The sequence below is a fragment of the Mycobacterium sp. NGS50 genome (assembly GCF_059812545.1).
This window is the reverse complement of the sequence record NZ_JCALCW010000004.1, coordinates 182,373-195,061: the sequence shown is the minus strand read 5'-3', so window position 1 is coordinate 195,061 and position 12,689 is coordinate 182,373. Positions and strand designations below refer to the sequence as shown.

Genomic DNA, 12,689 nt, shown 5'->3' with positions numbered 1-12,689 from the left:
CCAACGGGCTGTCACGTTTGCAAGCCGGTCGTAGGCTGGACAAAGCATGACTCGACCGCGCGGATTTCATCGGCGGACCTCGTGGCGCAGCTTCGGTGACCGGCGCGAGGCAGGTCGGGTGCTGGCCGAAGAACTCACCGCCTACCGCGACACCGGCGACGTCCTGGTGCTAGGTCTGGCGCGCGGCGGGGTTCCGGTGGCCTGGGAAGTCGCGCGGGCGCTAGGGGCGCCGCTGGACGTCTTCCTGGTGCGCAAGCTGGGGGTGCCGCAATGGCCGGAGTTGGCGATGGGCGCGCTGGCCACCGGCGGCCGGGTTGTGATGAACGACAACGTCATCGCCGATCTGCGTATCACCGACGACGAAGTGCAGGCCGTGATCGCCCGGGAGACGGCCGAGCTGCGTCGGCGCGAGGAGACCTATCGCGGCGGCTTGCCGCCCGCCGATCCCGGCGGCCGGACGGTGATCCTGGTCGATGACGGAATCGCCACCGGCGCCAGCATGGGTGTCGCCGTCTTGGCGGTACGGGCCGCCGCGCCCGATCAGGTGGTAGTTGCGGTGCCGGTCGGACCTACCGCGGTGTTCGAGCAATTCGGCCAGCAGGCCGACGACGTGGTGTGCGCGACGACGCCGCCGTCATTTCAAGCCGTGGGACAGGCGTACCACGATTTTCACCAGGTGAGCGACGACGAGGTGCGCACCCTGCTGACCACCCCGACCGTCGGTTAAGGGGCGGTCTTGTCGTCGGTTTCGGACTCGGCGTCCTCGTCCTCGTTCGACGGCTCGGCCTCATCGGCCTCATCGGCGGCGTCGGCCGCGTCATCGTCGCCAGGCTCGGAGGCTTCGTCCTGAGCGCTGTCGTCGGGCACATCCGATTCAGTCTCGTCCTCGGCGCTGCCCGGAACCCGGCGCCGCCGCTCCTGCACCGCGTCGATGATCAGCAGCAGCACGCCCAGCAGGCTCGCGCCGATGCACGCCCAGGCCACCACCGCGCTGCTGGTCACCACCGCGAATACCAGGGCGGCAAGCGCTATCACCGCCAGAATGAGCGCAATAATCAGCATCGGTCAACCTTCCAGCCGACGGGCACGCTACCTGACGCCACCGCGGCGACGGCCGGCGCCCCGATCAGTTATTGCCCCGGTTGAACTGGTTGAAGCCGCCGGTGTCGCTGCCCGCACTGGAGTCCACGGGCGCGGCCGAGCCGCGCTGCCCGAGCTCCTCCAACTGGGATTCCAGATAGGTCTTGAGCCGGGTCCGGTACTCGCGCTCAAAGGTCCGCAGTTGTTCGAGCCGGCCCTCCAGCACGGTGCGCTGCTGGTTGATGGTGCCCATGATCTCGGAGTGCTTGCGCTCGGCGTCGGCCTGCAAGGCGTCGGCCTTCTCCTGCGCCTGGCGCAGCTGGCTCTCCGAGCGGGACTGCGCGTCGGTCAGCATCGCGTCGGCACGCTGGCGGGCGTCGGCGACCGTCGTCTCCGCCTCGCGGCGGGCGTCGCCCAGAATCTGGTCGGCGTTGGTGCGGGCATCGGCCAGCAGCTTGTCCGACTCCGCCTTGGCGGTGCTGGTCAACCGATCGGCGGTGTCCTGGGCCAGGCTCATCAACCGGGCAGCCTTGAGGGCTTGCTCTTCGTTGGATGCCGCCGCCGGTGCCGCCGCCGCCGGGGCTTCGCGCACCGGTTCGCGCACCGGTTCGGGCTCGGGTTCGGGCTGGTAGAGCGGGATGGCCTGGGTCGGCTGAGCGCCCACGCCCGACCGCGCGCTCACGAGCTCCTGGTCGAGTTCGCTGACCCGCTGGCGAAGGTCGGAATTCTCCTCGATAAGCCGAGTCAGCTCGGTCTCTACCAGATCAAGGAAGGCGTCAACCTCGTCCTCGTTGTAACCGCGTTTGCCGATAGGCGGTTTGCTGAACGCCACATTGTGTACATCGGCTGGTGTAAGCGGCATTTTGTCCTGCCCCCTCGAGTCTTGACGGTCGTAACGATTCGGCAAGTGGAAGATCGCACTAAGTATCCGCTCGCCGTACTGTAACTGGCGCCCATCCTGTCACACCAGACGCGGCGGTCGCCCAGTAGCCCGATAATTAAGGGCGAATTTCAAACTTTTGCCACACGCCGTTGACGGGGCCGGCGGCGCGGCTGTTCGGCTGCGTTAATGCGCCGATTGGAACGCCAGCGTCATCCCGAACCAGGACAGCAGCAGCAACAACATCAGCGACAGGTCGAAGCGGACCATCCCGAGGTTCAGCGGCGGGATTAGCCGGCGCAACAACTTCACCGGCGGGTCGGTCAGGCTCAAGATCAGCTCCAGGATCACCACCAGCGCACCCCGCGGGTGCCAGTCCCGGCTGAGCGACCGGATGAACTCGATGACCAGCCGGAAGATGAGCAGCAGCCAGAACAGGAACAGCACGACACCAAGAATGTCGAAGAACCGCGCCACCTAAACCGACCTCACCGATGAGAAATAGACCCCGCTGACCGGCGGTCAGCCATGACAGGCCCCAGCCTACCCAGTCACTGCCAGCCGGCTCGCCGGCGAGGCTGACTATTGATAGGCGTAGAAACCGGTCTCGGCGATGCGGCGCCGCTCCTCCGGGGAGACGTTGACGTCGGCCGGTGACAGCAGGAAGACCTTGGTGGCCACCTTGTCGAACGAGCCGCGCAGCGCGAACGCCAGGCCGGCGGCGAAATCGACCAGTCGCTTGGCGTCGGCGTTGTCCATCGACACCAGGTCCATGATCACCGGGGTGCCGTCGCGGAACCGCTCGCCGATGGTGCGGGCCTCGCTGTAGTCCTTCGGGCGCAGCGTGGTGATCTTCGACAGCGGGCTGCTCTCGTCGAACATCATCGCCATCCGGCGCGGGTCCATCGCCAGCGCGCCGCGGGTGGAGCCACGCATCGACGTGAACCGCGGCCGCTCGAACTCGCGGGGCCGGAAGCGGGGCTCCTGCACATCCTCGTCGTAGCCGCCTTTGTAGCCCCCGGAGTAGCCGCCATCGTCGTAGTCGCGGTCGCGGCCCTCGTAACGGCCGCCGTAACCCTCGTCGGTGAACCGCTCTGAGCGACGCTGGTACCCGCGCGAGGGGGCACGGTCCTCGTCGTCGTAGTACTCGTCGTCGTAGTCCTCCATCGGCGCCATCCCGAAGTAGGCCTTGACCTTATGCAGTGTGCTCATCGCGTGACCCCTTCTAGGCTGCTGGCGACTCTGGTGTCTGTGATGAAGATGTGACTGGAGTGACTATTCACGGTGACCGTAACCGCCGTGGACCCATTAGCGCGGTACCGACACGCACACACGTAGAACCGTGTTTTACCGCGATTTCGAGGTCGCCGGACATGCCCGCCGACAATCCGGTCGCGTCCGGATGCGCATCCAGCACCCGGCGGTGCTGATCGCGCAACTGCGCGTAGGCCGTCTCGGGATCCCAATCCAGCGGCGGGATACCCATCAGACCAACCAGTTTCAGCGACCGCGCGGCGTCGATCCGGGCGCACAGATCGTCGATCGCGCCGGGCGCAGCGGGCGAAGTCGCGTCGACGCCACCGCGCTGCGGGTCGCCGTCGAGGCTGATCTGCAGGTACACCCGCAGCGGGTGTGCGCGCCGGGCGTCGGCCACCGCCCGATCCAGCGCATCCACCACCTCGGCGCTGCCCACCGAATGCACGGTGTGCGCCCACCCGGCGATCGAGGTGATCTTGTTGCGTTGAATCCGGCCCACCATGTGCCAGTGCACCGGGCGCGCCGGCTCCAGCGCGGCGAGGTCCGCCACTTTCGCCGACGCCTCCTGCACCCGGGACTCGCCGAAGGACCGGCAGCCCAATGCGGACAGAATCGCGACATCGGTGACCGGAAAGAACTTGGTGATCGGCAGCAGTTCGATCTCGCCGCTGTCGCGGCCGGCGGCCTGCGCGGCAACGTCGAGCCTGGTGCGCACCGCCGCCAGCGCCGCGGCCAATTCGGATTCCCGGCCGGTGCTCATTCCATCCACACCACCGAGGCCAGCCGACCGGTGGGCGCGTCGCGGCGATGGCTGAACAGGTTCGGGTCGGCCACCGTGCAGCGCGGGTCGATGTCGATGGCGCCGACGCCCAAACCCTTGAGCTGCCTTGCGATTCCAGCCCGCAGGTCAAGCCCCGGAGTGCCCGTTGCGGTGGTGGTGCGGCTACCCGGCAGGGCAGCCTCGACCTCGTCGGCCATCGCCCCGGGCACTTCGTAGTTGGCGCCGCTGACCGCCGGGCCCAGCAGCGCCGAGACATCCCGCGGCTGCGCTCCGGCGGCCACCATCGCCTCCAGCGTGCGGACCACCACACCGCGCTGCGCGCCGACGCGCCCGGCGTGTACCGCCGCGATGACACCGGCGCGCGCATCGGCCAGCAGCACCGGGACGCAGTCGGCCGTCACCACCGCCAGCGCCAGCCCACGCTCGCAGGTCACCAGCGCGTCGGTGTCGTCGAAGGCTGCCTCGCGGGGCCCGTCGACGACGGCGACCCGGTCGCCGTGCACCTGGTTCATCCACACCACCCGATCGACACCCAAGCCGATCCCCGAGGCCAGCCGGGCCCGGTTGGCCGACACCGCGGCGGGATCGTCGCCGACGTGGTCACCGAGGTTGAAGGTGTCGAACGGCGGCGCCGAGACGCCCCCGGCCCGGGTCGTCGTGACCCGGCGAATACGGTTCATGACCGACCGGGCAGTGTATTGGCAGACACGCTCGCGGCGGAAAGCTAGCGCCGCATGAACGGCGGCACGTCGACGTCGTCGTCGGCGACCCCGTCATCGCCGCCGCCACCGACGCTCACCGTCGCGCCGTTGGTGTGCACCGGCACGCTGACCGCCTCGACGGGCTCGAACAGCGAGGTGCCGACCTTGCCAGCCTTGCCGGGCGCGAACGCCTGGCCGCCGGCGCCGGTCGCGGCCTTGCGGCTCTGGCCGCTGGTGTCGAAGCCGGCCGCGATCACGGTGATGCGCACCTCGTCGCCCAGCGAGTCGTCGATGACGGTGCCGAAGATGATGTTGGCGTCCGGGTGCGCGGACTCCTGCACCAGCGAGGCCGCCTCGTTGATCTCGAACAGGCCCAGGTCGCTGCCCCCGGCGATGGACATCAACACGCCCTGGGCGCCCTCCATCGAGGCCTCCAGCAGCGGGGAGTTGATCGCGATCTCGGCGGCCTTGAGCGCCCGCCCGTCGCCGCGGGCCGAGCCGATGCCCATCAGCGCGCTGCCGGCGTTGCTCATGACGCCCTTGACGTCGGCGAAGTCCACGTTGATCAGGCCGGGGGTGGTGATCAGGTCGGTGATGCCCTGCACGCCGTTGAGCAGCACCTCGTCGGCGCTGCGGAAGGCGTCCATCAGCGACACCGCGGCATCGCCCATCTGCAGCAACCGGTCGTTGGGGATGACGATCAGGGTGTCGCAGCTTTCCCGCAGGGCGCCGATACCCGCCTCGGCCTGCCCGCTGCGCCGTTTGCCCTCGAACGAGAACGGCCGGGTGACCACGCCCACCGTCAACGCCCCGAGCTTGCGCGAAATGCTGGCCACGACCGGTGCGCCGCCGGTGCCGGTGCCGCCGCCCTCGCCGGCGGTGACGAACACCATGTCGGCGCCGCGCAGCAGCTCCTCGATCTCTTCCTTGGCGTCCTCGGCGGCTTTGCGGCCGACCTCGGGGTCGGCGCCGGCACCGAGGCCGCGGGTGGAGTCGCGGCCGACATCGAGCTTGACGTCGGCGTCGCTCATCAACAATGCCTGCGCGTCGGTGTTGATGGCGATGAACTCGACGCCCTTGAGGCCCTGCTCAATCATCCGGTTCACGGCGTTGACACCGCCGCCACCGATGCCCACGACTTTGATGACGGCCAAGTAGTTGTGCGGTGGGGTCATCACTCGTCTTCCTCCCGAGGACTGGGCGGGATCCGGTGGGATCCCGGTGGAACCATGGCCTGACGCCGAGCTTCCTGACCGTTTTCAAACCCTCAACCTCAACCAGAGGATTAGAGTTATGTCAAGTTGTTCCGCGCAATCAGAACCGTATGGCCGCGGCGTCGACGATTTGTGCAGGCGCGCCGAAGGTCGCCGGCGAAATTTTGGCCACCGGGCGTGAATATCACCGCGCTCGCCGCCGAGTGTGAAGCTGGCCTCACCCTCGCGATCGAACGTGAAGCTGGGTTCACGCCCGGCGGAGCGCTATTTGACGGTGGGAAGGCCCGGACTGGACACGTCGTAGGTATGCCCGGGCTGGGTCAGCACCGCGCTCAGCTTCTCGGCCTTCTCCACGGTCCGGTCGGTGGTCCCCCAGATCACCACCCGACCGTCGTTGAGGGTCAGCGTGATCGAGGAGACCGACGGGGCGGCGATCCGCCCCACCTGGCCGGCGACGTCGGGCGCCAGCGCGGTCAGCACCTGTAGTGCGGCCTTGGTCGCCGGATCCGTCGGGCCCGGGTCATCGACGTCGAGGAACGGCAGCTTGGGTGGGGGCGGTGCTGTGGCGAAGTCGACGCCGTCCCGGTCGAACAGGTGGGGACCATCAGCGAAATCCTTGGCCACCAACGGGATCCGCTCCACGATCGTGATCTGCAGGGTGGACGGGTAGTCGCGTTGCACTCGGGTGCTGGCCACCCGCCGGATCGCGGCGACCCGGTCGGCGACCTGGTCGGTGTCGATCTGCAGCAGCGGGGTGCCGACCCGCACCTGCGCGGCGGCAAGCACCTCCTGGTCGGTCACCACCTCGGTGCCGACGACCGCGACGCTGCGGGCCGACATCAACGGCGTGAAGTACAGGATGAGGCCGAGTCCGACCGCCAGCAGCACCGCGAGCACGGTCATCAGCACCATCTTCAGGCCGCGCACGGCGCCGCGGGCCGCGGGTTTGGCCGTATCGGCCGGCCGCCCCCGGGCGCGGCGTTTGGCCTCCAAGCGGGCTTGTTCGATGGCGCGGGCCCGGGCCTCGGCCTCGCGTCGTTCGGCGCGTTCCCGGCGGGCCCGCCGGCGTGGGCCCTCTTCGTCGGCCGCGGTGTCCGGCTCACCCGGGGATTCGGTGTCGGTCGCCGGTGCGGCCTCGTCGGCGGGTGCCTCGTTGGCGACGACGTCCTCGTCGGCGTCCGGCGCGTTGCGGCCCTCGTCGTCGCCGGGCGGGTTCAGCGCCACTGCCCCGGCTCCCGATTGGCCCGCACCTGCAGCGCGCTGACGATCTCCGGGCCCAGCAGCGTCACATCCCCGGCGCCCATGGTGAGGATGACGTCGCCCGGCCCGGCCGCCGCCGCCACCGCCGCCGCCACCGCGGAGAAATCCGGTACGTAGTGCACCGGGACGCCGACGCGTTCGGCGATGCTGGCGCCGCTGACCCCCGGTAGCGGCTGTTCGCGGGCGGCGTACACGTCCAATACGAATACCTCGTCGGCGGCGTCCAGGGCGGCGGCGAATTCCGCGGCGAAAGCCTGCGTCCGGGAATACAGGTGCGGCTGAAACACCACGACGGCGCGGCCGCGGCCGGACTCCTCCAGCAGCGCGCGGACCGCGGCCAGCGTCGCGCTGATCTCGGTGGGGTGATGCGCATAGTCGTCGAACACCCGCACCGACGCCGTGGTGCCGACCAACTCGAATCGGCGCCGCACGCCGTCGAATCCGGCCAGGCCGTCGAGCACCGACTCGACGGGAGCCCCGACCTCCACGGCTGCCAGCAGCGCACCCAGCGCGTTGAGCGCCATATGCTGGCCGGGCACCGACAGCCGCATCGCCTGCGGGTGCGGCTGTCCGGCCAGCTGGATGTGGGCGAGCGCGCCGGTGCCCTGCTGCTGCCAGTCCAGCAGCGTGGCGGCCCGCTCCGCGCCGGGGGTGCTGCCGTAGGTCAGGACCCGAATCCCCAGCGCCGCAGTGCGTTCGGCGAGAGCGGCCGCACCGGGATCGTCGACGCAGACCACCAGTGCGCCGCCCGGGGCGATGCGCTGCACGAACTCGTCGAACACCGCGGTGTAGGCGTCGGCGCTGCCGAAGAAGTCCAGGTGGTCGGCCTCGATGTTGGTGACCACCGCGACGTTGGGCGCGTACTCCAGCAGTGAGCCGTCGCTCTCGTCGGCTTCGGCGACGAAGCAGTCGCCGCTGCCGTGGTGGGCGTTGGTGCCCGCCTCGCCCAGTTCGCCACCGACGGCGAAGGACGGATCCAGTCCGCAGTGCTGCAGCGCGACGATCAGCATGGATGTGGTGGTCGTCTTGCCGTGCGTGCCGGTGACCATCAAAGTGGTACGGCCGTCCATCAACTTGGCCAGCACCGTGGGCCGCAGCAGCACCGGTATCCCCCGGCGTCGGGCCTCGACGAGTTCGGGGTTGGTTTTGGGGATCGCGGCGTGGGTGGTGATCACCGCGGTCGCGCCGCCGGGCAGCAGGTCCAGCGACGACGCGTCGTGACCGATCCGGATCAGCGCCCCCCGCGCGCGCAGGGCCCGCACCCCGCGGGACTCCTTGGCGTCAGACCCCGACACCTGCGCACCGCGGTCCAGCAGGATGCGGGCGATGCCCGACATGCCCGCTCCCCCGATGCCGACCATATGCACCCGCGCCAACTCGGGCGGCAGCGCCGCGGGACTCATCGCCGGCTCCGGGTCCGGGCGATCTCCAGCGCGGCGGCGGCGACGTCGTGTGCGGCGCGCGGATGCCCGACCCGGGCCGCGGCCGCGGTCATCGCGGCCAGCCGGTCCGGGTCGCCCAGCAGACCGGCGACGGTGGTGGCCACGAAATCCGGTGTCAGGTCGGCGTCGTCGACCAGCAACCCCCCGCCGCCGTTGACCACCGGCAGGGCGTTGAGCCGCTGCTCGCCGTTGCCGATCGGCAGCGGCACATAGATCGCCGGCAGTCCCACCGCGGACACCTCGGCGACCGTCATCGCCCCCGACCGGCAGATCGCCAGATCCGCTGCGGCATAAGCCAAGTCCATCCGGCTCAGATACGGCACCGCCACATACGGCGGGTCGCCGGGGCGGGGGTCGGGCAGCGCGAGAGTGTTCTTGGGACCGTGCGCGTGCAATACCGCGACCCCGGCCTCGGCCAGCGCACCCGCGGCCCCGGACACGGCGCGGTTGATCGACTCGGCACCCTGGGATCCGCCGAACACCAGCAGCACCCGGTCGTCGTCGCCGAAGCCGAACTCGGCCCGGGCACTCGCGCGCAGCGCCGCACGATCCAGCACGGTGATCGCCTCGCGGACCGGGACCCCGACCACGTCGGCGTCGCGCAGCCCGCAGTCGGGCACCGCGGCCAGCACCCGCCGTGCGCTGCGGGCGCCGACCCGGTTGGCCAGCCCGGCGCGGGCGTTGGCCTCGTGGATCAGCACCGGCACCCGGCGGCGGGCGGCCAGATACGCCGGCAGCGCCACGTAGCCGCCGAAACCGATCACCACGTCGGCGTCGACATCGCGCAGCACCGCGCGGGTCTGCCGCACCGCGCGGCGCACCCGCAGCGGCAGCCGCAGCAGGTCGCCGTTGAGCTTGCGCGGCAACGGCACCGGGGTGATCAGTTCCAGTGCGTAGCCGCGTTCGGGCACCAGCTTGGTCTCCAGGCCGCGTGCGGTGCCCAGGGCGGTGATGCGGACGGTGGGATCCAGCGCGGTCAGCGCATCAGCCACGGCCATTGCGGGCTCGACGTGGCCGGCTGTGCCGCCGCCGGCGAGCACGACTGACAATCCTGGCGCCGGCTGTGCAACCGAGTCGTTCACCCGTAACGCTGACCTTCCAGTGCGCGTGGGCGCCCCCGGGTGGGGCGCTGGCCGCTTCCATGATGCCTTGGCCGCTGCGCCGACCGTACCGCCGGACGGGGTCGCGCCGCCCGGGCGGCCGGTGGGGCCTTGCGGTCTGGTTTCCGCGGCGCATCACCGCGGCGGCTGCGCAGCCGGTCGCGCAGCGCCTCGACCCGGGTCGGTGCGTAGGGTTCGGGCAGCGGCAGCCGCAGCAGCCGGTTCATCCGGTCGTCGCTGCCGGCCCGCAGCGCGGCCACCGCCTCGGGTTCGTGCCGCGCCGCGTTGGCCAGCAGACCGACCATCAGCAGCGTTGTGGCCGTGGATGTTCCACCTGCCGAGATGAGCGGGAGCTGGATTCCGGTGACCGGAAGCAGACCGATCACGTAGCCGACGTTGATGAACGACTGCCCGATCACCCACAGGGTGGTGGCCGCGGTCAGCAGCCGCAGGAACGGGTCCGCGGAGCGGCGCGCGATGCGCATCCCGGTGTAGGCGAACAGCCCGAACAGCGCCAGCAGCCCGAAGGCGCCGACGAAGCCGAGCTCCTCACCGATGATCGCAAAGATGAAGTCGTTGTGGGCGTTGGGCAGATAGTTCCACTTGGCGGTGCCCTGCCCCAGCCCGTCACCGAAGACGCCGCCGTTGGCCAGTGCGAACCGCGCCTGTTTGGCCTGATATCCCGATCCCTGGGAGTCCGCGGTGGGGTCCAGCCAGGATTGCACCCGCGCCGAACGGTAGCCCTCGGAGATCGCCAACACCGCCGCGGCGACCACCACGGCCAGCAACGAGCTGCAGAACACCCGCAGCGGCAGCCCGGCGTACCACAGCAGGGCCAACAGGATGATCCCCAACGACACCGTCTGCCCCAGGTCGGGCTGGGCGACGATCAGGGCCAACGCGACCACGGCGGCCGGCACCAACGGGATCAGCATTTCCCGCAGCGTGGCCCGCTCCATGCGGCGCGCGGCCAGCAGATGCGCCCCCCAGATCGCGAACGCGATCTTGGTCAGCTCGGAGGGCTGCATCGAGAAGCCGTGGATGACGAACCACCCGCTGGATCCGTTGGAGACGGTGCCGATGCCCGGGATCAGCACCAGCACCAGCAAGACGATCGTCAACGCGAAGCCGGCGAACGCGATCCGCCGCATGAAGGCCACCGGCATCCGCAGCGCCAGGTAGAAGGCGACCAGACCGATCAACGTCCACAGCACCTGCTTGCCGAAGATGATCCAGGCCGACCCGTCGGCGTCGTAGGAGTGCACCCCCGAGGCCGACAGCACCATGATCAGCCCGAGCGTGGTCAACAGCGCGGTGACGGCGATGATCAGGTGAAACGACGTCATCGGCCGGCCCAGCCAGGCCCCGAAGCGGGTCCGGGGACCGGATGCGCCGGTTGCTGCCGGCTTTGCCGGGGCTTGGTCATTCTCCGCGAGACTTGATCCACTGCTAGACCCGTCGGCGTGGCGTCGCAGTGGGTTACGTGCCGCGAGGCGGCGGATTCCAGTCAGCACGCGATCAGCGGGTGGTTGCGCGGGCGGCGGCGGCGAACGCCTCGCCGCGAGCCGCATAGCCGGCGAACTGGTCGAATGAGGCACCCGCGGGCGCCAGCAGCACCGTGTCGCCCGCTCGGGCCAGGTCGCGAGCCGCCGCGACGGCCGCGGTCATCACACGAGAGCCCGCATCCGGCGCATCAACCACATGCACCACACGGGTAACAGGAGACGCACGCATAACTCGCATATCAATATCCTCACCCGTCACAATCTCAACAACGGGGACATCGGGCGCGTGTCGCGATAACGCGTTGGCAACCGCGGCGCGGTCCTGGCCGATCAGCACCACGCCGGCCAGCCGGGACGCGATCCTGGCCACCAGCTGCTCGACCGAGGCGCCCTTGAACAGTCCGCCGGCCACCCACACCACCCGCGGGTAGGCCAGCACGGAGGCTTCCGCGGCATGCGGGTTGGTCGCCTTGGAGTCGTCGACGTAGCTGATGCCGTCGGCGACGAGCACCAACTCGGCGCGGTGCCGGCCCACGGTGAACGACTCCAGGGCCGTGGCGATGGCCGGGGCCGGGACGTCGACGGCGCGGGCCAGCGCCGCCGCGCCCAGCGCGTCGAGGACCCCGACCGGACCGGGCACCGGGATCGAGGAGGCCGGCACCAACGCCAGCTCGTCGGCGAAAGCGCGGTCGGTGAGCAGGCCGTCGCGCACCCCCAGTTCGCCCGGGGCCGGGTCGCCGAGCCGAAACCCGACCCGGACCGGTGCCGGGGCCTGGTCCAGCAAGGCGGCTGCCGGTGCGTCGTCCAGTCCGACGACGGCGACCCGACCGGCCAGCACCCGGGCCTTGGCGGCGCTGTAGTGGGCCATGCCGCCGTGCCAGTCCAGGTGATCCTCGGCGATGTTGAGCACCGCGCCGGCCTCGGGTCGCAGCGACGGCGCCCAGTGCAGCTGGAAGCTGGACAACTCGACGGCCAGCAGCTCCGACGGTTCGTGCAGCACGTCGAGTACCGGGTCACCGATGTTGCCGCACAACAGGCTTCGGCGTCCGGCGGCGGTGAGCATGGCCTGCAGCATCGAGGTGGTGGTGGTCTTGCCGTTGGTGCCGGTGACCACCAGCCAGCGCCGGGGCGGCCCGTAGTGACCGGCGGCATCGAGCCGCCAGGCCAGTTCGACGTCACCCCAGATCGGCACGCGTGCCGCCGCGGCGGCGGCCAGCACCGGTGCGGTGGGCGGGAAGCCGGGGCTGGTGATCACCAGCGCGTAGTCGCCGATGCGGGCGACGGCGTCGGCCGCGGACACGGTGGGTACGCCGGCGTCGGAGTGGGGGGCCAGCGCACCCGGGTTGTCGTCGCACAACGTGGCCGCGACGTGCAGCGGGGCTAGCGCGGCCAGCACCGCCCGGCCGGTGACGCCGGCGCCGGTCACCAGCACCGGCAGTCCGGGCGACAACGGCGCCAGCATGGTCATG

The 12,689-nt window shown here is 70.4% G+C and carries 13 protein-coding genes; 1 reads left to right on the top strand and 12 read right to left on the bottom strand.

Annotation, left to right across the window (positions count from 1 at the left end):
- Window positions 1-46 precede the first annotated feature (46 nt).
- Complete coding sequence (locus AC5Y36_RS04960) at window positions 47-727, top strand: phosphoribosyltransferase (protein ID WP_500039736.1); 681 nt, start codon at window positions 47-49, stop codon at window positions 725-727.
- On the opposite strand, the gene AC5Y36_RS04955 is transcribed toward AC5Y36_RS04960, so the two are convergent.
- The 12 genes from AC5Y36_RS04955 to murD all read right to left on the bottom strand — a co-directional run bounded on the left by AC5Y36_RS04955 (window position 724) and on the right by murD (window position 12,682).
- Window positions 724-1,062, bottom strand: coding sequence for a hypothetical protein (locus AC5Y36_RS04955; protein ID WP_500039735.1), 339 nt, complete (start codon window positions 1,060-1,062; stop codon window positions 724-726). The two genes, AC5Y36_RS04960 and AC5Y36_RS04955, sit on opposite strands and share 4 nt — an antisense overlap.
- 64 nt (window positions 1,063-1,126) lie before the next feature.
- Complete coding sequence (gene wag31 / locus AC5Y36_RS04950) at window positions 1,127-1,942, bottom strand: DivIVA-like cell division protein Wag31 (RefSeq protein ID WP_500039734.1); 816 nt, start codon at window positions 1,940-1,942, stop codon at window positions 1,127-1,129.
- A 204-nt stretch (window positions 1,943-2,146) separates the two neighbouring features.
- A complete protein-coding gene (locus tag AC5Y36_RS04945) occupies window positions 2,147-2,437 on the bottom strand; it encodes a YggT family protein (protein ID WP_500039733.1) in 291 nt (96 codons plus the stop codon).
- 105 nt (window positions 2,438-2,542) lie between these two features.
- Complete coding sequence (locus tag AC5Y36_RS04940; protein WP_500039732.1) at window positions 2,543-3,172, bottom strand: cell division protein SepF; 630 nt, start codon at window positions 3,170-3,172, stop codon at window positions 2,543-2,545.
- 67 nt (window positions 3,173-3,239) lie between these two features.
- Window positions 3,240-3,977 (bottom strand): YggS family pyridoxal phosphate-dependent enzyme, encoded by a 738-nt coding sequence (locus AC5Y36_RS04935; protein WP_500039731.1) that lies wholly within the window; start codon window positions 3,975-3,977, stop codon window positions 3,240-3,242.
- Window positions 3,974-4,678: a peptidoglycan editing factor PgeF gene (gene pgeF, locus AC5Y36_RS04930; protein WP_500039730.1), complete on the bottom strand. Its 705-nt coding sequence runs from the start codon at window positions 4,676-4,678 to the stop codon at window positions 3,974-3,976. The genes AC5Y36_RS04935 and pgeF overlap by 4 nt, the downstream gene beginning before the upstream one ends.
- 44 nt (window positions 4,679-4,722) lie before the next feature.
- Window positions 4,723-5,874, bottom strand: a complete 1,152-nt coding sequence (gene ftsZ, locus AC5Y36_RS04925) for a cell division protein FtsZ (RefSeq protein WP_500039729.1) — start codon at window positions 5,872-5,874, stop codon at window positions 4,723-4,725.
- A 303-nt stretch (window positions 5,875-6,177) separates the two neighbouring features.
- Window positions 6,178-7,137, bottom strand: coding sequence for a cell division protein FtsQ/DivIB (locus AC5Y36_RS04920; RefSeq protein ID WP_500039728.1), 960 nt, complete (start codon window positions 7,135-7,137; stop codon window positions 6,178-6,180).
- Window positions 7,128-8,576, bottom strand: coding sequence for a UDP-N-acetylmuramate--L-alanine ligase (gene murC, locus AC5Y36_RS04915; protein ID WP_500039727.1), 1,449 nt, complete (start codon window positions 8,574-8,576; stop codon window positions 7,128-7,130). The genes AC5Y36_RS04920 and murC overlap by 10 nt, the downstream gene beginning before the upstream one ends.
- A complete protein-coding gene (gene murG / locus AC5Y36_RS04910) occupies window positions 8,573-9,697 on the bottom strand; it encodes an undecaprenyldiphospho-muramoylpentapeptide beta-N-acetylglucosaminyltransferase (protein ID WP_500039726.1) in 1,125 nt (374 codons plus the stop codon). Before murG ends, murC begins: the two co-directional genes overlap by 4 nt.
- The gene (gene ftsW, locus AC5Y36_RS04905) at window positions 9,694-11,286 is read right to left on the bottom strand and encodes a putative lipid II flippase FtsW (protein ID WP_500039725.1); all 1,593 of its coding nucleotides are present in this window, start codon (window positions 11,284-11,286) and stop codon (window positions 9,694-9,696) included. Before ftsW ends, murG begins: the two co-directional genes overlap by 4 nt.
- The gene (gene murD, locus AC5Y36_RS04900; RefSeq protein ID WP_500039753.1) at window positions 11,234-12,682 is read right to left on the bottom strand and encodes a UDP-N-acetylmuramoyl-L-alanine--D-glutamate ligase; all 1,449 of its coding nucleotides are present in this window, start codon (window positions 12,680-12,682) and stop codon (window positions 11,234-11,236) included. The genes ftsW and murD overlap by 53 nt, the downstream gene beginning before the upstream one ends.
- Window positions 12,683-12,689 lie beyond the last annotated feature (7 nt).